Here is a 24,325-nt window from a genome sequence, read left to right on the forward strand (position 1 = left end):
CTCCTTCAACGCGGAAAGAAAGAGCAGCCCTTCGACAAGCTCAGGGCGAACGGAATATAAAGGTTGGCGGTTAGGCGTCGCCGCGCGCGCCCATGGCGCGGATCATCGGCAGATAATCCTCGACCGCGATCATCGTTTCGAACTGGACCCCGGTCTTGCCGGCGAGCGACCAGATCACCTTGGCGCCGATGCGGCCGACGATCGGCATGCGGAACACCAGCGGATCGCCGACCTCGAGCGCGCGCTCGTAGCGCATCAGCAGGCCGTCGGCGCTGATGTTGACGCAGGTGCACATTTCCTGTCCGCCGTCGGGCAGGATGAAGGGCAGGCGGCAATAGACGTCGCTGCGCGGCGCGAGGCGCTGGTCGAGCCCGACGTAATTGGCCTTGCTGGTGTCGATCTTGCGCATGCTCATACCCTTGCTGGTCAGACCCGAAGGATCGGTCGGATACTTCTAAAAAACGGTAAACGATGCGGCAAGCCGTCAGCCGATGACGAGCCCGTGTTTCTTGGCGCCGAGGCTGACCGGGACCGGGTCGGCGGCGGGCAGGATCAGGTGTTGCGGATCGCGGATCACCGCACCATCGACCTTCACCGCGCCCTCTTCGAGCTTGCGCCGCGCCTCCTTGTTCGACGCCGCGAAACCGAGCTCGCGCAGCGCGTCGAGGATGCGAAGCCCTTCGGCCGGGGCGGCAACCTGCGGCAGGTCACCGCCGATCTGGCCCTTTTCAAAGGTTTGCATCGCCGTTTCCGCTGCGGTCCGCGCCGCTTCCTCGCCGCGGCACATCGCGGTCGCGGCGTCGGCGAGGATTTTCTTGGCGTCGTTGATCGCGGCGCCCTCGAGCGTTTCGAGGCGCGCGATCTCCTCGATCGGCAGGTCGGTGAAGAGGCGCAGGAACTTGCCGACATCGCGGTCGTCGGTGTTGCGCCAGAATTGCCAATAGTCAAAATGGGACAGTTGTTCGGGGTTGAGCCACACCGCCCCGGCGGCGGTTTTGCCCATTTTGGTGCCCGCGGCGGTGGTCAGCAGCGGAGTCGTCAGCCCGAACAGGTCGGCGCCGTCCATGCGACGGCCAAGCTCCATGCCGTTGACGATGTTGCCCCACTGGTCCGATCCGCCCATCTGGAGCCGCACCCCCATCGACCGCGACAGGTGGCGGAAATCATAGCCCTGGAGGATCATGTAGTTGAATTCGAGGAAGGTCATCGGCTGTTCGCGTTCGAGCCGCAACCGCACCGAATCGAAGGTCATCATGCGGTTGATCGTGAAGTGGGTGCCGACTTCCTGCAGCAGCTGGATGTAGCCGAGCTGGCCGAGCCAGTCCTGATTGTCGACCATCACCGCGTCGGTCGGGCCGTCGCCGAAGGTCAGGAAGCGCTGGAAGATGCTGAAGATCGACGCGATGTTCGCGGCGATCGTCTCGTCGGACAGCATCTTGCGGCTCTCGTCGCGGCCCGTCGGATCGCCGATCCGCGTCGTCCCGCCGCCCATCAGCACGATCGGCTTGTGCCCCGTCTGCTGCAGGCGGCGCAGCATCATGATCTGGACCAAGCTGCCGACGTGCAGCGAGGGCGCGGTGGCATCGAAGCCGATATAGCCGGGAATGATCTGCTGCGCGGCGAGAGCATCGAGCCCTTCCGCATCGGTCGTCTGGTGGATATAGCCGCGCTCGTCGAGCACGCGCAGGAGATCGGATTTGTAACTGGTCATAGCGGGCGGGCGCTTAGCATGCGGCATAAGCGATGGAAACAACCCAAACCCGTTCGTCCTGAGCTTGTCGAAGGACCGTTCTTCCTTCACCTTCGCCCGATGAGTTTCTGGGCCTATATGCTGCACTGCCGGGGCGGAATGTTCTACATCGGCCATACCGACAATCTGCCGCACCGGATCGGCCAGCATGAGGCCGGCTCGTTTCCGGGTTTCACCGCCGATCGCCTGCCCGTCACGCTGGTCTGGAGTCAGGAGTTTCCGACGCGATACGAAGCGCTGGAGGCCGAGCGCCGGATCAAGGGTTGGAGCCGCATCAAGAAGATGGCACTGATCAGGGGCGATTGGCACCAGATTTCGACGTTGGCAAAAAGCAAGAACGGTCCTTCGACAAGCTCAGGACGAACGGAAAAGAAGGCCGCAATGTCCCATACCCCCGCCACCGTTTGCCCTGAGCTTGTCGAAGGGCTGTCCTTGTCTTGCCACCCCGAAACACCTTGTGACGCAGTAAGGCGGATCACCGCATCCGCTGCCCGAAACGAATGGGGTCAGCTCGTTCTGCGCTTTCATGTCGTCGGAGATCTCCACCGCCTGTCGATACCGGGGCCCGTTGCCTATGCCCGTCGGAGCGACGGACTGTGGCAAACGACCTGTGTCGAAGCCTTTGCGAAGCCCGTCGCCAGCTCGGCTTATGCCGAATTCAATTTCGCGCCCTCCAGCGCGTGGGCCGCCTATGAATTCGAAGCTTACCGGCAGCCCATCGCGCCGCCGCCGCTCGACGCTCCTCCGATCGATGTAGAACTGGCGGACGGCGAAATGATCATTTCGGCTGCTGTCGATATGTCACCCCTGACACGGCTATCGGCGCGCAAGCCGTGGCAGATCGGCCTCTCCGCCGTCATCGAAGAGGTCGACGGCACCAAAAGCTACTGGGCGCTCGCCCACCCGTCCGGCAAACCCGACTTCCATCATCCCGATTGCTTTGCGCTGACGCTTGGGGCACCCCCCGCGGCATGACCACCCTATTCGGCATCGACCGCCTGCTCGCCGACCCCGCACTGCGCAAACCGCTCGAGGGTCAGCGCGTCGCGCTGCTCGCGCATCCCGCCTCGGTCACCGCCGACCTGGTCCACAGCCTCGACGCGCTGGTCGCCGCGGGGATCGACGTCACCGCGGTGTTCGGGCCACAGCATGGCGTGCGCGGCGACCTCCAGGACAATATGATGGAGTCGCCCGACTTCACCGACCCGGTCTACGGCATGCCGGTGTTCAGCCTCTACGGCGAGGTGCGACGGCCGTCGGGGCAGTCGATGCACACCTTCGACGTGATGCTCGTCGACCTCCAGGATCTCGGCTGCCGCATCTACACCTATGTGACGACGCTGCTCTACGTGCTCGAAGCCGCGGCGGCGCACGGCAAGGCGGTGTGGGTGCTCGACCGGCCGAACCCGGCGGGGCGTCCGGTCGAAGGGACGCGGCTGCAGGCGGGCTGGGAAAGCTTCGTCGGCGCCGGGCCGATGGTGATGCGCCACGGGCTGACGCTGGGCGAGATGGGGCACTGGTTCATCCGTCACTTCGGGCTCGACGTCGATTACCGCGTGATCGAAATGGCAGGGTGGCAGCCCGCGGGGCCGGGCTTCGGCTGGCCGGAAGAGCGCGTGTGGATCAACCCCAGCCCCAATGCCGCGAACCTCAACATGGCGCGCGCCTATGCGGGGACGGTGATGGTCGAGGGCGCGACCCTGAGCGAGGGGCGCGGCACGACGCGCCCGCTCGAACTGTTCGGCGCTCCCAACATCGATGCGCGCGCGGTCATCGCCGAAATGCACCGGCTCGCGCCCGAATGGCTCGCGGGCTGCCGGCTGCGCGACATCTGGTTCGAGCCGACCTTTCACAAGCATCGGGGGACGCTCAACAGCGGGGTATTCATCCATGCCGAGGGCGGCTGGTACGACCATACGGCGTTCCGGCCGTGGCGCGTGCAGGCGCTGGGGTTCAAGGCGATCCGTTCGCTGTATCCCGATTATCCGGTCTGGCGCGGCAAGGATTTCAAGTACGAGTACACCGACGACGTGCTCGCGATCGACGTGATCAACGGCGGCCCGGGGCTGCGCTCGTGGGTCGACGATGCCGCGGCGGAGGCTGGCGACCTCGATGCGCTGGCGGGACCGGACGAGGGCAGCTGGCGGGACGAGATCGCCGATCTGCTGCTATATTGACGAGGGGGCGAATGATGCAGCGACGGCAATTTCTCGGCATCACGGCGCTGGGCGGGTTGGCCGCGACATGGCCGGCGCCGGTGCTTGCCGCCGACACCGCGGGCCTTCCGAACCTCGCCGCGAAGGCCGTCCCGATCGGGCGCGACGAACGCATGGCGCGCATCGCCAAGGCAAAAGCGCTGATGGCCGCGAACGATATCGGCGCGCTGCTGATCGAGCCGGGGTCGAGCCTCGTCTATTTCACCGGGGTCGAATGGTGGCGGAGCGAGCGGCTGACCGCCGCAGTGCTGACGCGCGAGGGCGAGGTCGCGATCGTCACCCCCTTCTTCGAGGAGCCCTCGGTGCGCGAGAGCCTCGGCATCGAGGCCGCGGTGCTGACGTGGAACGAGGACGCGAATCCGCTCGCGGCCGCCGCGGCCTGGCTCGGCAAGCGCGGGCTGGCGAAGGGCCGCATCGGCGTCGAGGAGACGGTGCGCTATTTCGCGGTCGACGGGCTCGAAAAGGCGATGCCGGAGGCGACCGTGGTCAATGGCGCGCCGGTGGTGCGCGGGTGCCGGATGCACAAGTCGCCCGCGGAAATCGCGCTGATGCAGCTGGCGGCCGACATCACGCTTGCCGCCTATCGCCACACCGCGCCGCGAATCGAGGCGGGGATGGCGCCCGCCGACATCGGCGCGATCATGCGCGCCGCGACCGTCGCGCTCGGCGGCCGGAGCGAATTCGAGCTGATCCTGCTCGGCGAGGCGAGTGCCTATCCGCATGGCAGCGGCAAGCCGCAGGCGGTGCGCGAAGGCGAGGTCGTACTGATGGACTGCGGCGCGACGGTGCACGGCTATCAATCCGACATTTCGCGCAGCTTCGTCTTCGGCAAGGCGACCCCGCGGCAGCGACAGGTATGGGACCAGATGCGCAAAGGACAGGACGTCGCTTTCGCTGCGGCGAAGCTCGGCACGCCGGCGGGCGCGGTCGATGACGCAGTGCGCACCTACTATGAAAGCCTCGGCTGGGGGCCCGGCTACAAGCTGCCCGGCACCTCGCACCGCACCGGCCACGGCATCGGGCTCGACGGGCACGAACCGGTCAATCTGGTACGCGGTGAGACGACGAGGCTCGCACCCGGCATGTGTTTCTCGAACGAGCCCGGCATCTATATCCCCGGGGAGTTCGGCATCCGGCTCGAGGACTGCTTCACCATGACCGACAGCGGGCCGAAATGGTTCAGCGAACCGCCGCCGTCGATCGACAAGCCGTTCGACTAAATCCCCCTCCCTTCCAGGGAGGGGTTAGGGGTGGGTTGGCGAGCGAAGCTCGCCGCCCTACTGATTGGCGATGCGCCGTGTTTCGAAAGAGATGACTGAACGCGCTCGACGGCTGCGGAATGAAGCGACGCCAGCGGAGCGAGCGATCTGGCGGCTCCTCTCCCGCTATCGACCAGCATTTACACGCCAACTGGTGGTCGGAACTTACATCATCGATCTCGCGTGCCGGGAAGCCAGATTGGCTATCGAATTCGACGGCAGCCAGCATCTCGATCAGGGCGCCTATGACCAGCGGCGGACAGAATTCCTGAAGGCGGAAGGTTGGCACGTCATGCGCATGTGGAACAGTGATGTGTTCGCCAATCCTGAAGGCGTCGCGCAGCTGATTCTGGAAGAAGCCGCCGAGTGCCTCGGCGGGACCCACCCCCGCCCCCTCCCTTCCAGAGAGGGGAGGATCAGAAAGCGACGCTATGCATGATCCGGCGCCTTCGGCCGCTGAACCAGGCTCACCAGCACGAACGAAATGATCATCAGCAGATACCAGCTGCCGAGCTTCTCCAGCCCGACCATGTGCCAGCCGTCGTCCTGGCTGGGATAGGTCCACGCGCGCGCGAAGGTGCCGATATTCTCGGCGAACCAGATGAACAGCGCGACGAGGCCCCAGCCGACGAGCAGCGGCATGCGGCGGTGGACGTGCAGCGGACGGAACCACACCTGGCAGCGCCAGAAGAGCAGGGCGGTCGCGGCGAACAGGAACCAGCGGATATCGTACAGCCAGTGGTGCGCGAAGAAATTGATATAGATGGCGGCGGCAAGGACGTAACTCGTCCACGCCGGCGGGTAGCCCGTGTAGCGGAAGTCGAAAATCCGCCAGACACGCGCGATATAGCTGCCGACCGCGGCGTACATGAAGCCCGAGAAGAGCGGCACCGCACCGATGTGGAGCAGGCTCGCCTCGGGATATTGCCACGATCCGGCGGCGGTCTTGAACAGCTCCATCACCGTGCCGACGATGTGGAAGATCAGGATGACGAGTGCTTCCTTCGGCGTTTCGAGCCGGAAGGCGAGCATGCCGAACTGGATCAGCACCGCGCCGATCGTGATCGCGTCATAACGGTGGAGCGACGCGCCGTCGGGCCAGAACAGGTGCGTGCCGAGCAGCAGCGCGAGCATCAGCCCGCCGAACAGGCAGGCCCAGCCCTGTTTGAAACCGAAGACGAGAAATTCGAGGAACCAGCCGCGCGGTCCGGGCTCGACCGCCATCGCCTCGATCCGCACGCGAACGGCGTGGAAACGGCTGTGGCCGCGCGGTTTGCCCGACCCGGGCTCAGACATGCACGGCGACCCAGGCGATCAGCAGCGCCGCGGGTAGCAGCAGCGCCTGCGCAAGGATCGTGCCCGCGAGCCGGCTGAGCGAGATGAAGGTGATCGCGCGGCGGAAATCGCCCTCGTCGACCTTCCCCTCGACCGCGTCGTCGGTCATCACCGACAATTGGGGATCGATGAAGGCGAAGAGCAGGATCGTCGCGAAACCGTTGATCAGCGCCGAGAGCTGCGACGCGGTGACGCGAAATTCGGGGGCGAGATAGCCCGCGTAGAGCGACGCGACGACGCCCACCGCGAGGAGCGACTGCGCGAGGCAGTTCGCCACCAGCACGCCCCAACCGATCCCCTTGGGCATGCGCCAGCCCTTGAGGTGCGCGAGGCTGGGGAACTTGAGCGACTGGCGCAGCGTGCGCAGTCCGGCCGGACTGACCGCCTTGAGCGCCAGCCGGGTGGTCGAGCGATTGTCCTGGTACCAGTCGATCGCCGCAGCGAACATGCGCTGCCCCGTCGGTACCAGCAAGATGCCGACCAGCGTCGCGACGCTCGCCGCGGCGAGCACGAGCTGCATGTCGATGAAGAGCGACGCGCCGCTGCCGTCGTGGATGCGCGTTTCGATCCGCTTGGCAAGGAAAGGCCCCAAAAAGCTGTTCGAGGTGCGCGAGAAGAGCACGAGGATGTTGAACAGCGCAAAGGACATCGCGATCCGCCGCGTCCGCACCCCCGCGATCCGCGCCGCATAGGCGAGCGCGCCGATCAGATTGATGAAGCCGGTGAGCAGCAGGATGGTCAGCAGGGGCAGGTCGAACATGGGGGCCCAGTCAGAAACCCGGAGCCTCGTCATTGCGAGCGAAGCGAAGCAACCCAGGGCGGTTTACGCCGCGCTGGATTGCCACGGGCCTGCGGCCCTCGCAATGACGATTAGGCTCAATGCTTGCGCGTCAGCTCGCGCATCGCGTCGTCGAGCCCCGCGAGCGTCAGCGGGTACATGCGGTCGTTCATCAGCTGCTTGATCAGCTTCACCGATTGGGTGTAGCCCCAATGCGCCTCGGGCACCGGATTGAGCCACACCGCGGCGGGATAGACATGGGTGATGCGCTGGAGCCAGACCGCGCCCGATTCCTCGTTGAAATGTTCGACACTGCCGCCCGGATGGGTGATTTCATAGGCGCTCATCGACGCGTCGCCGACGAAGATCACTTTGTAGTCATGGCCATATTTGTGGAGGATATCCCACATCTGATGGCGTTCGGACCAGCGGCGCTTGTTGTCCTTCCACACCCCTTCGTACGGGCAATTGTGGAAATAGAAGAATTCGAGATTCTTGAATTCGGTGGTCGCGGCGCTGAACAATTCCTCGCACAGCTTGATGAACGGATCCATCGACCCGCCGACATCGAGGAACAACAGCAGCTTGACCGCGTTGCGCCGCTCGGGACGCATGCGGATGTCGAGCCAGCCCTGCCGCGCCGTCCCGTCGATCGTGCCGGGGATGTCGAGCTCGTCCGCCGCGCCTTCGCGCGCGAACTTGCGCAGGCGGCGGAGCGCGATCTTGATGTTGCGGGTGCCGAGTTCCTTGGTGTTGTCGAGATTCTGGAATTCGCGCTTTTCCCAGACCTTGAGCGCGCGCTTGTGCTTGCTTTCGCCGCCGATGCGCACGCCCTCCGGATTATAGCCCGAATTGCCGAAGGGCGAGGTGCCGCCGGTGCCGATCCACTTGTTGCCGCCCTCGTGGCGCTTCTGCTGTTCCTCGAGCCGCTGTTTCAGCGTCTCCATGATTTTGTCCCAGTCGCCAAGCGACTCGATCGCGGCCATTTCCTCGGGCGTCAGGAATTTCTCGGCGACCGCCTTCAGCCAGTCGCCAGGGACATCGACCGGATTCTGGCCGTAATCGGTGAGCAGGCCCTTGAAGACCTTGTTGAACACCTGGTCGAAACGGTCGAGCTGGCCCTCGTCCTTCACATAGATGGCCCGGCTGAGGTAATAGAATTGTTCGGGGCTGCGGTCGATCGCCTCACGGTCGAGCGCCTCCATCAGCAAAAGATGCTCCTTCATGCTCACGGGGATGCCCGCGGCACGCAGCTCTTCGAGGAAACCGAACAACATGCGCCAAGGCCTATCGCGTCGGCGCGGCGCACGCAATCACTTTACGTAAACGGAAAGCAGCGCGCGGGCGCGGCGTGGCGAGCATGCCTTGGATGGGACAGCTCCCCCTCCCGATGCCGGCGTCCATACCCGCGTCGAGAAACCAGCGGTCCCGCGAACGCGGCGCCTAGCCCATCACGAAGGCGTTGAGCTTGTTGCCGTCGGGGTCGCGGAAATAGCCGGCGTAGAAGCCTTCGCCGCGCGGTCCCGGAGGGCCTTCGCACGTGCCGCCGTGCGCAAGCGCGATGTCGTAGAGGCGGTGGACCTGATCCTTGTCCCTTGCCTCGAGCGCGACCATCACGCCGTTGCCGACGCTCGCCGGGTTGCCGTCGAAGGGCTTGGTCAGCCCGATGCCCGCCGCGCCCGGCTTGCCCCAGGCGATGAAGGTGTCGAATTCCATCATCCGCGGCGTTTCCAGTTCGGCGGCGATCGCGTCGTAGAAGGCCGCGGCCCTGCCGAGGTCGCTGGTTCCGAGGGTCACATATCCGATCATCGTCTCTCTCCCGATTCGAGGTTGGAACATAATAGGAACACAATACAGGGTGCGCAAAGAAAAACGGGCGCCGGACCCGAAGGTCGCGGCGCCCGCCTGTCGATCGACTTCCTTCCCCCGGCGGGGCAAGGCGTCAGATCATTTCTGGACCCGGATCGCGACGAAGGCCGAAGGGCCGCCGCGGCGCAGGATTTCGAGCAGCACCGCCTCGCGGTTCGCCGTCTTCGCATCGGTGAGGATTTTTGCGAGCGCTTCGCTCGACGTCACCGGGGTGCGGTTGGCGCTGAGGATCACGTCGCCGCGGCGCAGGCCCTTGCGACCCGCGTCGCTGTTCGCCGACGCCGCGCCGACGACGAGCCCCTTGGTCCCGGCATCGACCCCGACCGCACGCGCGATGTCGGGGGTGAGAACCTGCACCGCGAGCCCAAGGCTGTCCTGGATCGTCTTGTCGGCGGCGCCCTTCGGATCCTCGGGAACGGTCTGTTCCTCTTCGGGGTCGAAGTTCGATCCGGTCAGCTCGCTTTCGGGCGGCCGCGTGCCGACGACTGCGTTGATCGTCATCGCCTTGCCGTCGCGGACGATTTCGAGCGGGATGCGCGTCCCCGGTTTGGTGTTGGCGACGATGTACGACAGCGTCTGGCGCGGCGAGACTTCCTTGCCGTCGACCTTGGTCACGACGTCGCCGCGCTTCAGCCCCGCCTTTTCGGCGGCCTGGCCGGGTTCGACGCGCTGGACGAATTCGCCGCGGTCCTTGGGCAGGCCGAGCGCCGCCGCGAGATCCTCGTCGACCGGGGCGATGCCGATGCCGAGATAGCCGCGCTGGACCGTCTCGCCCGCGCGCAGCGCGTTGATCACGGGGATCGCGGCGTCGGCGGGGATCGCGAAATTGACCCCGATGTTGGCGCCGACGGGCGAGATCAGCATGTTGTTGATGCCGACGACATTGCCCTGGAGGTCGAACAGCGGCCCGCCCGAATTGCCGCGGTTGATCGCGGTGTCGGTCTGGATGTAGCGGTCATAGGCGCCGCCCTGCCCGAGGTTGCGCTGCACCGCCGAGATGATCCCCGCGGTCACCGTCGAGCCGAGCCCGAGCGGATTGCCGATCGCGACCACCCAATCGCCGACCCGGGCGTTGCTGCCCTGCGCGAACTTGACGAAGGGCAGCCCCGTCGCCTCGATCTTCAGCAGCGCGAGGTCGGACGCGACGTCGCGGCCGACGATCTTGGCGCGATATTCCTTCTGGTTGGTCAGCGTCACCGTGACCTGGTTGACTTCCTCGCCGCGCGGGCCGCCCGCGATGACGTGATTGTTGGTGACGATGTAGCCGTCGGCCGAGATCAGGAAGCCCGAGCCGCCGCCCTGCTGTTCCTGCGTGATCGGCTCGCGCGTCCCCGCGAAGGGATTGAGCCGGACGCCGAGCGTGACTTCCTGCTTGGTCGAGATGTTGACCACCGCAGGCTGGAGCTGTTCGACAAGGTCGGCGAAGCTTTCGGGCGCGCCCGAGCGGGGCACGACCTTGGCGATCTCGCTGCCTTCGTTCTGCGCGACCTGCGCGCCGACGGGTGATTGCGTAACCAGCGCCAGCGCCGTGCCACCGGCCAGCAGCGCCGAAGTGATGCCATAAACATAACGCACGATCGCTATTCCTCTTCTCTTCAGGAAAAACTCAAAATGCCCCGGCGGCGGTTGTCTGCTCGGCGGAGGCTGAACGGCGATTGAACATGAACGGCCATGACAGCCCTTGTTCATCCGCCGCCCGGCCGCCGGCCTCAATTCCCCCGGAACCGGCGCAGATATTCATTGTCCGGCGACAGGATCACCGACGTTCCGCCCTGGTTGTTCTCGCCCAGGAAGGTCTGGCGGTAGCTCTGCATCGCGCGGTAGAAGTCGTAGAAGTCGGCGTCCTTGCCGAAGCTCTCGGCATAGATGCGCGCCGCTTCGCCGTCGGCGGCGCCGCGAATGATCTGCGCTTCCTTCTGCCCCTCGGCGCGGATCGAGATCGCCTCCTGCTGGCGCGCGGTGCGCATGCGGTTGTACGCCGCCTCGAGCGTCGCGCCCTCGGGCAGGTCGGCGCGCTTGATCCGCACGTCGATGATCTCGGCGCCATATTTCTGCGCCTCGCGGTTCAATGCGACCTGGATATTGTCCATCACCGCGCCGCGTTCGGCCGACAGCAAGGTCGCGAAGGTGCGCTTGCCGAGCTCGTTGCGCAGCGACGAACCGAGGATCGTCGCGAGCTGCTGCTGCAGCCGCTCCTCGGTCCGGATCGCCGTGTACATGCGCACCGGGTTAGTGATGCGGAAGCGCGCGAAGGCGTCGACCTGCAGCCGCTGCTGGTCGGTCGACAGCACCTGCTGCCGCTCCATGTTCACGCCGAGGATCCGCTTGTCGATGAACTGGATGCCGTCGGTGAAGGGCACGCGCAGCACGAGCCCGGCACCCGAGCGGCCGAAATCCTCTTTCGGCTTGTAGCGGTTCACCGTGCGTTCGATCTCGCCAAAGCGCAGGATCAGCGCCTGCTTGTCCTCGGGCACGATCGCGAGCGACTGCGACAGGATGACGAGCAGGACGACGACGCCGATCAGCAGGCGCATCGGTCGCTGGGTCATATTCTCGAACATCACTGGCCTCCCTTCGGCGCGGCTTCGGGTGCGGGGGTGGTGTTCATCCGGCGCTGCACCTCGGGAAGCGGGAGATAGGGGGTGACGCCGCGCGCCTCGACGATCGTCTTGTCGACGTTCGACAGCACCTGCTCCATCGTCTCGTAATAGAGACGCTGGCGGGTGACCGCGGGAGCCAGCTTATATTGTTCGTAGATCTTGTCGAACGCCGCGGTGTCGCCGCGCGCGCGTTCGAGCACCTGCTGCTGATAGGCGCGCGCGAGGTTGATCGCCGATTCGCGTTCCTGCCGCGCCGCGGTGACCTCCTTGAACGCCTCGTCGACCTGGCTCGGCGGATCGGCCTGGCGGATCGCGATGCCCTGGATGGTCACGCCGGCGCGATACTGGTCAAGCAGATCCTGCATGCGCTGCTGCACCTGCGCCTCGATCTCGACACGGCCGGGGCCGATCGCCTGGACGAGGTCGAAATTGGCGACCGTCGCGCGCATCGCGCTTTCGGCGACCTCGCGGATCGTGCCTTCGGGATCGGCGAGCTGGAAGAAGAAGAGTTCGGGATCGCGCACCGACCAGCGGACCTCATAGGCAAGGTCGACGATGCTCTGGTCGCGCGTCAGCACGAAATTCTCGTCGGTCGCGTTGGGCGAGCCGATCGGCATGGTACGGATCGCACGCACGTCCTCGAGCCTGATGCGCTCGATCGGCGCCGGCCAGGTGAATTTGACGCCGGGACCGACGGTCCGCGAATAGCTGCCGAGGCGCGTGACGACGCCCTCCTTTTCCGGGGGAACGATGTGGAAGGAGGAGAAGATCGCCCAGACGAGCACGAGCGCGAGGATGCCCCATTTCCAGAGCTTCGCCGAATCGGGCAGGTTCATCTGGCCGCCGCCGCCGCCCGAGCCACCGCCGCCGAAACCGCCGCGTCCCTTGCGCAGCAGTTCGTCGAGCGCCGAGGGACCGCGCGGCTTGCGCCCGCGATTGATGTCGACCGGATCGGGGCTGACCCACGGATTGCGCGGGCCGGGCTTCTTGCCATCGCCGCCGCTGCCGCTTCCCCTGGCGCTGTCGTCGCCGCCCTTGGGGCCCCATGGGCTGTTCGCCATCTGGACGATCGACCCGAAAAAATGCCGCACACCCGAAAGGGGGCGGCGTCCCGTAACGTCGCTATTCTCGTTGCTCATGGAGCTTTTATAGGGACGCGCGCGTCGAATAACAGGGGGTGTACGCGAAAATGGCTGGCAATCGCCTCCGCCATGCCTATCTGCCCCGGACATGACCGACACCGCTCCCCTCGCCAGCATCGCGACCGACCTTAGCGGCGGCCGCACCTCGGGCCTGCGCTTCCTCGACGAGGCGGGCACGCTCGCGATCGTCCTCGACGTCACCGGGCTTGCCGCCGAAGACCGCGCCCCGCTCGAAGAGAAGCTGCGCGCCGGCCTGCTCGCACGGCCCGGCGTCACCAGCGTCCGCGTCGCGATGACCGCCGAACGCAAGGGGCTGACCCTGATCGCGGTCGGCAGCGGCAAGGGCGGGGTCGGCAAGTCGACGCTCGCCGCCAATCTTGCGGTCGCGCTCCGGCGGCGCGGGCTGAAGGTCGGACTGGTCGACGCCGACATCTATGGCCCGTCGCAGCCGCGGCTGATGGACAGCGAGGGCGTCAAGCCCGAGGCACGCGGATCGAAACTCGCCCCCGTCCCCAACGCCTATGGCGTACCGATGCTCTCGACCGGCCAGATCGCCGCCCCGGGCCAGGCGATCGCCTGGCGCGGGCCGATGGCCGGGCGCGCGCTCGAACAGCTCGTCGACGCGAGCTGGGGCGACATCGACACGCTGATCATCGACCTACCCCCCGGCACCGGCGACGTCCAGCTGACGATGATCCAGAAGCACAAGCCCGCGGGTGCGGTGATCGTTTCGACCCCGCAGGACCTTGCGCTGATGGACGCGACGCGCGCGATCGCTTTCTTCGAGCAGGCCGACGTGCCGCTGATCGGGCTGGTCGAGAATATGGCGGGCTACGCCTGCCCGCATTGCGGCGAACTCAGCGATCCCTTCGGCCATGGCGGCGCCGAGGCGGCGGCGAAGACGATGGGGCTCGATTTTCTCGGCCGCGTCCCGCTGTCGATGGGCATCCGTCTCGCAAGCGACGGCGGCGTGCCGCCGGCGGCCGGAACCGACCCGCAGGGCGAGCCGTTCCACGCGATAGCGGCGAAGGTCGCCGACTGGCTCAAGGCGCGCAAGAAATAGGGCGGACGCCCCCTCGTCAACGGGAGGACATATGGCGATCAACGACGATGGTGAAATTCGCGACCTGCTCGCGAGCCCGCGCCGCATCGCGGTGATCGGCGCTTCGCCCAACCCGGCCCGCGCGTCGAACGAGGTGCTCGCATTCCTGATCGGCCAGGGCCACGACGTGATCGCGGTCAACCCCGGCCACGCGGGGACGACCATCCACGGCGCGCCCGTCGTCGCGACGCTCGCCAACGTCGAACCCGCCGCCGAGATCGTCGACATCTTTCGCAACAGCGCCCAGGCCGGCGCCGCGGTCGACGAGGCGATCGTCCATGGCGCAAAGGCGGTGTGGATGCAGATCGGGGTGATCGACGAGGCCGCGGCGCGGCGCGCCGACGCGGCGGGGCTGACCGTCGTCATGGACCGCTGTCCCAAGGTCGAGATCCCGCGCCTGGGGCTGCTGCGCCGATAGGGACGCGCTCGGATTTTCGCCTTGGATTTTCGCGATCCTGTTGATCGCACGGGCGTCTGCTGACGTCGTCTTTGGGGTGGGGAGCTGCCGATTGAGCGACGAACCGGTTTCCCCTCCCGCGTGCGGGAGGGGCAGCGAGGCTTGCCAGCTTGCTGGCTAGCCGCAGCGGGGTGGGCTATCGCGACGCCGCTGCCCACCCCCGACCCCTCCCGCAAGCGGGAGGGGAGAAGAATGGCCGCTTCCGGTCGCTTGCTGCCGTTCGTCATCCCGGACTTGATCCGGGACCCGCCTTCCTTCTTTCGCTGCCGGATCAAAGATAAGGCAGGCCCCGGATCAAGCCCAGGGTGACGGGAAATGGAACTGCAACAACCGACCGAAACCGGCAGCGCTGGATCGCGTTCGCGAGGGCGTCATCGGCAATATTTTGCGCTGGCCTTTCGATTTCCGGTATTTCCCTCCAGAAGAGGGGCGATGAAACACGCCCTCCCCCTCCTCGCCACCGCCGCCCTCCTTGCCGGATGCGCCGCGACGCCCGCGACGCCGCCCAACCCGCAGGACGCCTTCTTCGCCGCGCTCGCCGAACGCTGCGGACAGGCCTATGCCGGCAAGATCGAAACCAGCGAAGCCGCTGACGCCGACATGCAGGGCAAGGCGATGGTGATGCACATCCGCCATTGCACCCCCCACCGCATCGAAATCCCCTTCCACATCGACGGGCTGGGACCCGACGACAGCTGGGACCGCTCGCGCACCTGGATCGTCACCCGCACCGCGACCGGCCTACGCCTCAAGCACGATCATCGCCACGCCGATGGCACCCCGGACGAGCGCCCGCTCTATGGCGGCGACACCGTAGCGCCCGGCACCGCGACGCGGCAGGAATTTCCGGTCGACGCCGAATCGATCGCGCTGTTCGAGCGGACCGGCCGCCGCGCGTCGACGACTAATGTCTGGGCGATCGAACAGACCCCGCTCGGCTTCGCTTACGAACTGCGCCGCGAAAACCGCCATTTCCGTGTCGGCTTTTCGTGGGACCGCCCGGTGACCCCGCCCCCGCCCGCACCGTGGGGGTGGTAAGGAATATCCTCCCTGTGGCGTAGCCATGGGGAGGATGGCAAACTGAAAGCCTTTGCCTCGCCTCGACGCCCCGCTTATCAGCGTCGGCGATGGCGGGCATTCGCGACAGCATCGAGATGGAAAAGCGGCGCGGGCCGCCGATCGGCCGCCGGTCGCTGCTCGTCGGCGCGACCGCGGCGGGGGGGCTGACGCTCGCCTGGTCGCTGTGGCCGCGCGACTATGCCCCCAACCTGACCGCCTCCGATCGCGAGCATATTTTCAACGCCTTCCTCAAGATCGGCGAGGACGGCCATGTCAGCGTCGTCGTTCCGCAGTGCGAGATGGGGCAGGGGGTGACAACGTTGCTGCCCCAGATCATTGCCGACGAGCTTGGCGCCGACTGGCGCACGGTCGCGGTCGAGACCGCGCCGATCAGCCCGCTCTATACCAATACGCTGCTGGTCGACGAGGACGCCGGCACCTTTACCCCGCGGTCGGGGGTGCCCGATTTCGTCGCCGACGTGCGCGGCTGGGCGCGGCGCGAGTGGGCAGTGCGCCACGCGGTGATGCTGACTGCCAATTCGTCGTCGGTGCGCATGTTCGAGGGGCCGTGCCGCGACGCCGCGGCGCAGGCGCGCGCGTTGCTGATGATGGCCGCGGCGCGGCGCTGGGACGCGAACTGGGAGGAATGCGACACGCAGGAGGGCTTCGTCGTGCACGGCGCGAAGAAGTTGCGCTTCGCCGAGGTCGCCGCTGCCGCCGCGCGGCTCGAACCGCCGCCCGAGCCCGCCTATCGCGCCGCAAGCGCCGACCCGCTCTACGGCAAGGAGGTCACGCGGCTCGACCTGCCCGCCAAGGTCGACGGCTCGGCCAATTTCGCGGGCGACATCCGCCTGCCCGACATGGTCTATGCCGCGATCCGCCAGGGGCCGCTCGGCGCGACGCGGCTGAAAGGCATCGACCGCAAGGCGGGACTCGCCGCGCCCGGGGTGCTGTACGTCGTCGAGCACGAACGCTGGGTCGCCGCGGTCGCGCGCAACTGGTGGGCGGCGAACCGCGCGCTCGACCGCTTCGCGCCGGTGTTCGAGACCGCGGGCGAACCGGTGTCCTCGCAGCGCATCGACACCGCGCTGAAGGCCGCGATCAAGGCCGACGGCCACCGCATCGTCCACCGCGGCGACGTCGGCGCGGCGATGGCGGGGCGCACCAGGATCTCGGCGACATACAGCGTCGCACCGGCGCTCCACGCCCCGATCGAGACACGCACCGCAACCGCCGCCTTTGCCAAGGGCCGGCTGCGCGTCTGGGTCGCGACGCAGGCGCCCGCGCAATGCCGCACCGCGATCGCCCGCGGCGCCGGGCTGGCGGAAAGCGATGTCACGCTGTTCCCGATGATGGCGGGCGGATCGTTCGACGCCTGCCTCGACCACAATGTCGCGGTGCAGGCGGCGATCGTCGCGATGCAGGTCAAGCGCCCGGTCCAGCTGTGCTGGTCGCGCGCCGAGGAGATCATGCGCGACCTTCCCCGCCCCCCCGCCCGCGCCAAGATGGTCGCGACGCTCAACGCCGCGGGGGGCATCGACGCGCTGGTCGCGCGGATCGCGGTCCCGCCGGCGACGCACGAATTTCGCGACCGGCTGTTCGCCAACACGCCCCCCGACGTCGCACAGCGCGCCGCGGCGGGATCGTCGGACGCGGTCGCGGTCGAGGGCGCGGCGAGCGGCTATGCCATCCCGCACCTCGCGGTCGATCATTGCCCCGCCGACATCGGCCTGCCGACCGGGCGCTGGCGCGGCAACGCCGACAGCTACACCGCCTTCTTCACCGAATGCTTTGTCGACGAGATGGCAGCGTATGCGGAGATGGACGCGCTGTCGTACCGCATGGCGATGCTCGGCGACCAGCCGCTGCTCGCGCGCTGCCTGCTCACCGCGACGAGCATCGGCGGGTGGGAAGGCATGCTGTCGGGATCGGCGCAGGGGCTTGCCTGCCACAGCATGCGCGGCAGCCATATCGCGCTGATGGCGACCGCGCGACCGAGCGAACAGGGACTGCAGGTCGAGCAACTGGTCGCGGTCGTCGACGCCGGCCGCCTCGTCAATCCGGCGATCGCGCGCCAGCAGATCGAGGGCGGGCTGATCTTCGGCCTCGCCGCCGCGGCCAGCGCGACCACCGATTATGACGGCGGGGTCGCGACCGCGCGCAAGCTGGGCCAGCTCGGCCTGCCGCGCCTGTCGCAGTCACCCGAGATCGTGGTCGAATTCGTCGAAAGCGACCGCGATCCCGGCGGACTGGGCGAGATCGGCGTCCCCGTCGTCGCCCCCGCGATCGCGAACGCGCTCTATGCCGCGACCGGGCGCCGCATCCGCCGCCTGCCGCTGACGGCCGATCCCGCATGACCCGCCCCGACGATCATCCCGCGGTCGCCGCGCCGCGCATCGGCGTGCTGCTCGTCAACCTCGGCACCCCCGACGCGCCCGACGCGCCGTCGGTGCGCCGCTATCTCGCCGAATTTCTTTCCGACCCGCGCGTCGTCGAAATCCCGCGGCTCGTCTGGCAGCCGATCCTGCGCGGGCTGATCCTGCCGACGCGGCCGAAGAAATCGGCGCACGCCTACGCCCAAGTGTGGACCGACGAGGGTTCGCCGCTCGCCGCGATCACGCGGCGGCAGGCGGCGGCCTTGCAGGCGGCGTTCGGCGATGCGGTGATCGTCGCGCATGCGATGCGCTACGGCCGGCCCGCGATTCCCGCGACGCTCGATACGATGCTCGCCGCGGGGTGCCGCCGTATCCTGATCGCGCCGCTCTATCCGCAATATTGCGCCGCGACGACGGCGACGGTCACCGACGCCGCGACCGCGCATCTGGCGACGCTGCGCTGGCAGCCAGCGCTGCGCTTCCTGCCGCCCTATCCCGACGACCCGCTCTATATCGGCGCGCTCAAGGCGTCGGTCGAAGCGGGGCTCGCCGCGCTCGACTTCGTCCCCGATACGCTCGTCGCGAGCTTCCACGGCATGCCCGAACGCACGCTGCACCTCGGCGACCCCTATCATTGCCAGTGCCTCAAGACCGCGCGCCTGCTCGCCGACGCGCTCGGACGTCCGGTCGAAACCGCCTTCCAGTCGCGCTTCGGCCGCGCCAAATGGCTCGAACCCGCGACCGACACGATGCTCGAACAGTTCGGCCGCGAAGGGAAAAAGCTCGCGATCTTCGCCCCCGGCTTCGCCGCCGACTGCCTCGAAACGCTCGAGGAACTGGCGATCCGCGGCCAGGAGCAATTCATCGCCGCAGGGGGCACGCATTTCGCCTACCTCCCCTGCCTGAACGACAGCGAGCCCGGCCTCGCGATGCTCGAAGCATTGCTCCGCCGCGAACTGGCGGGGTGGGTGTAGGCGGCAAGGCAGGGCGCGGACCGGGCGGCGGCTTTGGCGTGGGAAGCGGACGTTTGCTCTCAGTTTGTCCCCCGGCGAAAGCCGGGGCCCAGGGCGTTAGAAAGTCAGCGTTGCGTAGTTCTGCTCTGGGCCCCGGCTTTCGCCGGGGCACGGCAAGGACCGGTCGTTGGCGGATATCTAAATCCTCCCTGTGGCGAAGCCATGGGGAGGATATCTGTCTTCTATCGGTCGATACCCGCCCCCTCGCTTCCGTCGCTTACCTCCTGTTTAACCTCTTTGTTTAGGCTCGTCGCCGCGTGCCGCGGCCTGCGCCGCGCCGTTCGAGGAGGTCGGGATGAGTGAAGTCGGAACCGCAATGCTGACGCTCGGCGCGGTGACATTCGCCTATCTTGCGATCGTCTTCTTCGTGTGGCGCGCCCGCCGCGGGCCGTCGGTGCCCTTTTCGCTGTCTTCGCTGTCGTCGTTCCGGCTGCCGCGATGGCCGACGCGATCGTCGGGTTCGCGCAGCGCAGGCGAGAAACCGCCGCGGCTGCCGCGCCGCAACCCCGCGCTCGATGCGCCGGCCGAAATCTCCGCCGCGCGCCTTGCGCGGATCAGCGGCAAGGCGGCACCGGCGCCCGAAACCCTCGCCGCGCCGCCCCCCGAACCGGCGGCACCCCAGCCCAGCCCGGGACCGGCCGTCATCCCCGCGGCCCATGCCTTTGCCGGCGAGACCCTCGTCGCCGAACGCGACGCGCCCGCCGCGCCGCCACGCTCCACGGCACCGGACGAAGGCGGCCGCGCAACGATCGGTGCGATGCTCGACGCGATGGCGACCGGGGTGGTGCGCGAAGCCGACCGGATCGAGGCGCGCGGCAGCGGCGGCGCCGCGGTGCGCCTGGTTGCGCAGATCCCGCCGCGCACCGACGAGGCCCGGACGAGCTGGCTCGGCGGGCGCCCACGGCTCGACCCCGGCGCGCGCTGGCCCGAAATCCGCGAGGTTCCAGGGGACTTCCTCGGCCAGATCGCGTGCGCCGATCTGCCGCGCGACCTGTGGGACGGGCTCGGCCCGCGGCAGGGCAGCCTCGCCTTCTTCATCCATCCGCGCGACGGCGACATCGCGGTCGTTCCGGTCTCCGAGGATGGCGAGCCGATGGACCCGCCGCACCCGCCGGACGCGGGCGGCAGCTTTTTCGCCCCAGCGGGCGGGCTGCGCTTCGGCGACCTGATGCCCTTCACGCGCCACGCCTTTCCCGAATGGCCGGTCGACCTGGTCGCGGTCGGGCCGGAGGCCCCCGGCGCGGCGGACGACGCACCCGGCGATGACGACGATCCCGCGCATCGCCTCCATCGCGCGGGATACGACATCGCCGACCCCGCCTTCCATCCCTTCGACTGGGCGCTGATGCGCGCGATGGTCGACATCCTCGCGATGCGCATCGAGCGTTTCTGGCGCGAGGTCGACGGCCCGTCGCCGATCGACACCCAGCGCGCGAGCGTCGAGCGCCGGCTGGCGCAGCACGATGCCGGCACCAGGGACCCGCTCGGCCGCGAGGGGCTGGTGGCGATGCGCGATACGCTCGACGCGCTCCACGCCGCGACCGATGCCGCGCGCGCGGCGAACCGCGAGGCGCGCGCACGCGCCGAAGAGATCGTCGCGATCGTCCGCGACAGCGCCGGGCGCCTGTCCTTTTCGGCTTCCGACGCCGCTGCGGTGATGGAAGCGCTGCGCGCGATCCGCTGGACCAAGGTCAACCGCAAGCCCGACCCCGAAGGCCGCCCCGGCACCGAGCTGGTCGAGCGCTTGACGCTGCCGCTCACCGAACATCATCCCGACGCGCCGCTGTGGGTCCACGACTATCTGGCGATCTGGTTCGACCATGCCAAACATGCCTATGCCGCCGATCCCGCCGCGCTGCCGGCGGCGGCGCGTGCGCGCTTCGAACCCTGGGCGCGCGAACTCGCCGCGCGCGAAATGCCGGGCATCGGCCACGTCCCGCAGCGCTACGTCCGCGACTATGACGCCGACAGCCACGCGACGCTGCTCGAGCTGCCGTCGAGCGGGCTGATGAGCTGGAGTTTCGGCGACACCGATCCCCTGGTGCTGACGATGCGCAAGGCCGACCTCGCCGCCGGGCGCTGGGACCGTCCGCTCGTCCAGTTCGGCAGCTGACGGGCCCCCCGCGGCGGCCCGTCCGATTGACGTAACGGTCAACTTGCGGCCCTCCCGCGCGCGCCCTAATCAGGGGCGAACCGACCCTGTGGGAGAGTGAATATGGCACGAATCGCAATCGTTACCGGTGGCAGCCGCGGCATCGGGGAAGCCATCTCCCTGAAGCTCAAGGAAGCGGGCGCCACGGTGGTCGCCAATTATGGCGGCAACGACGATCGCGCGCGCGAATTCACCGAACGCACCGGCATCGCGGCGTATAAATGGGACGTCGGCGACCATGAGGCCTGCCTCGAGGGTTGCGCGCGCGTCGCCGCCGAAGTCGGCCCGATCGACATCGTCGTCAACAACGCGGGCATCACCCGCGACGGCACCCTCGCGCGGATGAGCTTCGAGGACTGGAACGACGTGATGCGCATCAACCTCGGCGGCTGTTTCAACATGGCGAAGGCGTGCTTTCCCGGCATGGTCGAGCGCGGCTGGGGCCGGATCGTCAACATCGGATCGATCAACGGCCAGGCGGGCCAGTACGGCCAGGTCAATTACGCCGCCGCCAAATCGGGCATCCACGGCTTTACCAAGGCGCTGGCGCAGGAAGGCGCCAAGAAGGGCGTCACGGTGAACGCGATCGCCCCGGGCTATATCGACACCGACATGGTCGCCGCCGTGCCCGCGCCGGTGCTCGAAAAGATCGTCGCGAAAATCCCCGTCGGGCGGCTCGGCCAGGCCGACGAAATCGCGCGCGGCGTCGCCTTTCTGTGCAGCGAGGATGCGGGGTTCGTGACCGGATCGACGATGTCGATCAACGGCGGGCAGCATATGTATTGAGCCAGGGAGGCGCTTAACAAGGCGTTCGCGCAGCGAATGACGCGTTGGGCGCCGGTGCCGCGAAACGGCAGCCACCGGCACGGCCCGATAGGGCCGTCCGGCCCCGTCTGACGTCAGGGCGAGGGCTTTGCCGTCGCCGATAGCATATGACTTACAAACCCGTTCGCCCTGAGCCAGTCGAAGCGCCGTTCTTTCCTCGCGACGTCGAAAGGAAGAACGGTGCTTCGACAAGCTCAGCACGGACGGAGAAGAGGGTAACGTCAAATCTCTGACCGACCGTGGAACAGCGACCTATTCCACCGTCACCCCCACGACGCGCCAGCTTCCGCCCTCGCGCACCAGCGAGAGCGTCTCGATCACCCCCGTCTTGTTCGCATAGTCGGTGCGGAACTTGACCATCTGATAGCCATAGGGCGGCGCGGGTACCGTTTCTTCGCTCAGCAGCACACGCGACTTCACCGCCCCCATCGGCCCCTGCACCTGCCGCGCCACGCGTGCCCAGGTCTCCGCGGTGTTGAGCGCCTTGAACGCCTGCCCGGTCGCCTCCCAGCTTCCGTTCCAGTCGCCCCTGTCGACCAGCACGAGCCACCCCCGCGCCGCGGCGACCGCGGGGCTTTCGGCGGGCGCGGTCGCGGGCGCCGCGGCGGGCGTATCGGCGCTCCCCGACAGGGAAACGAAAGCGAACAGGGCAAGAGCCAATGACATGATGAGACCTCCGGCAATCCAGCCGGACGGCCGCCCCATGCGGCGCGTCCCGGCAGATGCCGTCGTCTCTTCCACGCCCGGGGCGGCCGCGGCTTCCCCCAAAGCCTTGTCCCCCAATATTTCGGGGGCCCGGTCCTCGCTCGCGCGCAACTGCCGCGCCGCCTCGCGACTGCTCGACACCGCCAGCTTGCGCCGCGCGTCGCGCAGCCGCTCGTTGACCGTGTGCACCGACAGCCCGAGGAGGGTCGCCATCGACTTGGCGTCGTGGCCGCTGACGAGCAGGCGCAGCGTCTCCTTCTCCTTTTCGGTGAGCGCCTCGATTCCCGTCATCACCCGTCAAATCCCTTGTCCGCTGCCCCCGCGAAGGCGACGTTCCTGCGACCGGGGTTTAGGATCCGCCCGAATCGCGGTCACCCCCAAATTAATCGTACCCCCCGCACGGAGCGCGCGATAAACCCGGGCCGTGCCATATCCCTATCACCCCCCGGTCAAGCGCTCGGTGACGATCGCCGGCCACCCGACCTCGATCAGCCTCGAACCGGTCTTCTGGGACGCGCTCGAAGCCGAGGCCGTGCGGCAGGCGCTCCCCATCAACGCGCTGGTGGCACGCATCGACGTCGAAAGAATGGAGGCGGAGGATCCGCCGAACCTGACCTCGGCGATCCGGCAGTGGTTGTGGCGGGGGCGCCATTGATCCTCCCCATGGGCTGCGCCACAGCGAGGACTATCGGTTGATCGCGCCCGCCACCGCGAAGCCGAACGCTGCGCCCTTGTCCTCGGCGAAGTGCAGGAACAGCGAGGGCTCGATCAGCTCGAGTTCCATGATGTGCAGCACGCCCGCCGCATCGCCGACCATGTCGACGCGGGCATAGACGGGCGCGGCGGGTGCCGCCGCCAGCGCCGCAGCGGCGAGCGTCTGCGCTTCATCGCTCGCGTCCCACGCGGTCTCGCACCCGCCGAACTGTTCCTGGACGCGAAAATCGCCCGCCGCGGGGCGCTTGACGATGGCGTGGCTGAACCGGCCCGCGAAGAAGAAGAGCGAAAATTCGCCGTCGGCGAGGATCCCCGGCATCAGCGGCTGGAGCAGTCGCCGCTCGCCCAGCGCATCGGCGGGAATGTCCGCACCGGCCGCGATGCGGTGCGTGCCGTCGGCACCGCCCGAGATCGCGGGCTTGACCACCAGCTCGTCGGCGCCGAGCGTCATGCGCGCACCGGCCAGCGCGGCCGCATCGAGCGCCGCGACCTCGACCGTCGGCACCACCGCGACGCCCCCGGCCGCCAGTTCGCCGAGATAGGCCTTGTCGCTGTTCCAGCGCAGCACCGGCACCGGATTGACCACCGGCAGCGCCTCGGCCTCCAGCCGGTCGAGTAGCGCGTACCAGCGCACGACGTCGCGCTGATAGCCCCAGGCGAAGAGCGGCAGGATCAGGTCGAAACCCGACAGGTCACCGGGGTCGCCCCAGACCCTTTGCTCGACCGCCAGCCCTGCGCCTGCAAGCGCCGCCGCCTTGCGCGCGAAGGCGGGCTGCCACTTCTCGTAATAATCGGGCGCCGGGACGAGGATCGCGACGCGGGGTTGAAAGGGCATCTGCTACTTCACCTTCTCAAACCCGTCCTTGCGAGGAGCCCCGGGCTCGATCGGGGCGACGCGGCAATCCAGAGTGGCGTGTACCACTCCGGATTGCTTCCCCCGGCTTTTGCCAGGGTCGCCATGACGAGATGATGGA

The 24,325-nt window shown here is 67.7% G+C and carries 23 protein-coding genes; 12 read left to right on the forward strand and 11 right to left on the reverse strand.

Going from position 1 to position 24,325, the window contains the following annotated elements; translation table 11 throughout:
- Positions 1 to 70 precede the first annotated feature (70 nt).
- Together EAO27_RS16965 and tyrS are read right to left on the reverse strand one after the other, a co-directional pair.
- Entirely contained in the window at positions 71 to 409 is a 339-nt protein-coding gene (locus tag EAO27_RS16965; RefSeq protein ID WP_242772061.1) for a PilZ domain-containing protein, read from the reverse strand.
- A 75-nt stretch (positions 410 to 484) separates the two neighbouring features.
- The gene (tyrS, locus tag EAO27_RS16970; protein WP_242772063.1) at positions 485 to 1,711 is read right to left on the reverse strand and encodes a tyrosine--tRNA ligase; all 1,227 of its coding nucleotides are present in this window, start codon (positions 1,709 to 1,711) and stop codon (positions 485 to 487) included.
- Positions 1,712 to 1,810: 99 nt separating this feature from the next.
- Here tyrS and EAO27_RS16975 point away from each other — a divergent pair, with 99 nt between their 5' ends.
- The 4 genes from EAO27_RS16975 (at position 1,811) to EAO27_RS16990 (ending at position 5,664) form a co-directional block, all read left to right on the forward strand.
- Complete coding sequence (locus EAO27_RS16975) at positions 1,811 to 2,725, forward strand: GIY-YIG nuclease family protein (protein WP_242772065.1); 915 nt, start codon at positions 1,811 to 1,813, stop codon at positions 2,723 to 2,725.
- Positions 2,722 to 3,927: a DUF1343 domain-containing protein gene (locus EAO27_RS16980; protein WP_242772067.1), complete on the forward strand. Its 1,206-nt coding sequence runs from the start codon at positions 2,722 to 2,724 to the stop codon at positions 3,925 to 3,927. The genes EAO27_RS16975 and EAO27_RS16980 overlap by 4 nt, the downstream gene beginning before the upstream one ends.
- A 14-nt stretch (positions 3,928 to 3,941) precedes the next feature.
- Entirely contained in the window at positions 3,942 to 5,186 is a 1,245-nt protein-coding gene (locus tag EAO27_RS16985) for a Xaa-Pro peptidase family protein (protein WP_242780625.1), read from the forward strand.
- A 70-nt stretch (positions 5,187 to 5,256) separates the two neighbouring features.
- The gene (locus EAO27_RS16990) at positions 5,257 to 5,664 is read left to right on the forward strand and encodes a DUF559 domain-containing protein (RefSeq protein ID WP_242772069.1); all 408 of its coding nucleotides are present in this window, start codon (positions 5,257 to 5,259) and stop codon (positions 5,662 to 5,664) included.
- Here the strand turns inward: EAO27_RS16990 and EAO27_RS16995 are convergent.
- From EAO27_RS16995 to EAO27_RS17025, 7 genes are all read right to left on the reverse strand, one after another.
- Positions 5,655 to 6,521 (reverse strand): DUF817 domain-containing protein, encoded by an 867-nt coding sequence (locus EAO27_RS16995; protein ID WP_242772071.1) that lies wholly within the window; start codon positions 6,519 to 6,521, stop codon positions 5,655 to 5,657. The two genes, EAO27_RS16990 and EAO27_RS16995, sit on opposite strands and share 10 nt — an antisense overlap.
- Complete coding sequence (locus tag EAO27_RS17000; protein ID WP_242772076.1) at positions 6,514 to 7,320, reverse strand: lipid II flippase Amj family protein; 807 nt, start codon at positions 7,318 to 7,320, stop codon at positions 6,514 to 6,516. The genes EAO27_RS16995 and EAO27_RS17000 overlap by 8 nt, the downstream gene beginning before the upstream one ends.
- Before the next feature lie 116 nt (positions 7,321 to 7,436).
- Positions 7,437 to 8,615 (reverse strand): VWA domain-containing protein, encoded by a 1,179-nt coding sequence (locus EAO27_RS17005; RefSeq protein WP_242772079.1) that lies wholly within the window; start codon positions 8,613 to 8,615, stop codon positions 7,437 to 7,439.
- 166 nt (positions 8,616 to 8,781) lie between these two features.
- On the reverse strand, positions 8,782 to 9,147 hold the full coding sequence (locus EAO27_RS17010; protein WP_242772089.1) for a VOC family protein: 366 nt from the start codon (positions 9,145 to 9,147) through the stop codon (positions 8,782 to 8,784).
- Between the two features lie 138 nt (positions 9,148 to 9,285).
- Positions 9,286 to 10,782 carry a trypsin-like peptidase domain-containing protein gene (locus tag EAO27_RS17015; protein ID WP_242772092.1) on the reverse strand — a complete coding sequence of 499 codons (1,497 nt, stop codon included), beginning with the start codon at positions 10,780 to 10,782 and terminating at the stop codon, positions 9,286 to 9,288.
- A 134-nt stretch (positions 10,783 to 10,916) separates the two neighbouring features.
- Positions 10,917 to 11,768 carry a protease modulator HflC gene (locus EAO27_RS17020; protein ID WP_242772094.1) on the reverse strand — a complete coding sequence of 284 codons (852 nt, stop codon included), beginning with the start codon at positions 11,766 to 11,768 and terminating at the stop codon, positions 10,917 to 10,919.
- Positions 11,768 to 12,946, reverse strand: coding sequence for a protease modulator HflK (locus EAO27_RS17025; protein WP_242772103.1), 1,179 nt, complete (start codon positions 12,944 to 12,946; stop codon positions 11,768 to 11,770). The genes EAO27_RS17020 and EAO27_RS17025 overlap by 1 nt, the downstream gene beginning before the upstream one ends.
- Positions 12,947 to 13,037: 91 nt before the next feature.
- On the opposite strand from EAO27_RS17025, the gene EAO27_RS17030 reads away from it, so the two are divergent.
- The 7 genes from EAO27_RS17030 (at position 13,038) to phbB (ending at position 21,893) form a co-directional block, all read left to right on the forward strand.
- Positions 13,038 to 14,012, forward strand: a complete 975-nt coding sequence (locus EAO27_RS17030) for an Mrp/NBP35 family ATP-binding protein (RefSeq protein ID WP_242772105.1) — start codon at positions 13,038 to 13,040, stop codon at positions 14,010 to 14,012.
- Positions 14,013 to 14,043: 31 nt separating this feature from the next.
- Complete coding sequence (locus tag EAO27_RS17035) at positions 14,044 to 14,469, forward strand: CoA-binding protein (RefSeq protein ID WP_242772116.1); 426 nt, start codon at positions 14,044 to 14,046, stop codon at positions 14,467 to 14,469.
- Positions 14,470 to 14,940: 471 nt separating this feature from the next.
- Positions 14,941 to 15,546, forward strand: coding sequence for a hypothetical protein (locus EAO27_RS17040; protein WP_242772133.1), 606 nt, complete (start codon positions 14,941 to 14,943; stop codon positions 15,544 to 15,546).
- 89 nt (positions 15,547 to 15,635) lie between these two features.
- Complete coding sequence (locus tag EAO27_RS17045) at positions 15,636 to 17,924, forward strand: molybdopterin cofactor-binding domain-containing protein (RefSeq protein ID WP_242772136.1); 2,289 nt, start codon at positions 15,636 to 15,638, stop codon at positions 17,922 to 17,924.
- The gene (gene hemH, locus EAO27_RS17050; protein ID WP_242772152.1) at positions 17,921 to 18,916 is read left to right on the forward strand and encodes a ferrochelatase; all 996 of its coding nucleotides are present in this window, start codon (positions 17,921 to 17,923) and stop codon (positions 18,914 to 18,916) included. The genes EAO27_RS17045 and hemH overlap by 4 nt, the downstream gene beginning before the upstream one ends.
- Before the next feature lie 334 nt (positions 18,917 to 19,250).
- A complete protein-coding gene (locus tag EAO27_RS17055) occupies positions 19,251 to 21,068 on the forward strand; it encodes a DUF1963 domain-containing protein (protein ID WP_242772155.1) in 1,818 nt (605 codons plus the stop codon).
- A 102-nt stretch (positions 21,069 to 21,170) separates the two neighbouring features.
- Complete coding sequence (gene phbB, locus EAO27_RS17060; protein ID WP_242772158.1) at positions 21,171 to 21,893, forward strand: acetoacetyl-CoA reductase; 723 nt, start codon at positions 21,171 to 21,173, stop codon at positions 21,891 to 21,893.
- A gap of 291 nt (positions 21,894 to 22,184) precedes the next feature.
- Here the strand turns inward: phbB and EAO27_RS17065 are convergent, their stop codons facing one another.
- Positions 22,185 to 22,928: a DUF4019 domain-containing protein gene (locus EAO27_RS17065; protein ID WP_242772161.1), complete on the reverse strand. Its 744-nt coding sequence runs from the start codon at positions 22,926 to 22,928 to the stop codon at positions 22,185 to 22,187.
- Positions 22,929 to 23,061: 133 nt separating this feature from the next.
- Between EAO27_RS17065 and EAO27_RS17070 the strand changes: the two genes are divergently transcribed.
- Complete coding sequence (locus tag EAO27_RS17070) at positions 23,062 to 23,292, forward strand: ribbon-helix-helix domain-containing protein (RefSeq protein ID WP_242772163.1); 231 nt, start codon at positions 23,062 to 23,064, stop codon at positions 23,290 to 23,292.
- A 30-nt stretch (positions 23,293 to 23,322) separates the two neighbouring features.
- Here EAO27_RS17070 and EAO27_RS17075 read toward each other — a convergent pair whose 3' ends face one another.
- Positions 23,323 to 24,186, reverse strand: a complete 864-nt coding sequence (locus EAO27_RS17075; protein WP_242772165.1) for a hypothetical protein — start codon at positions 24,184 to 24,186, stop codon at positions 23,323 to 23,325.
- Positions 24,187 to 24,325 lie beyond the last annotated feature (139 nt).

This window comes from Sphingopyxis sp. YF1 (genome assembly GCF_022701295.1).
GTDB lineage: Bacteria > Pseudomonadota > Alphaproteobacteria > Sphingomonadales > Sphingomonadaceae > Sphingopyxis.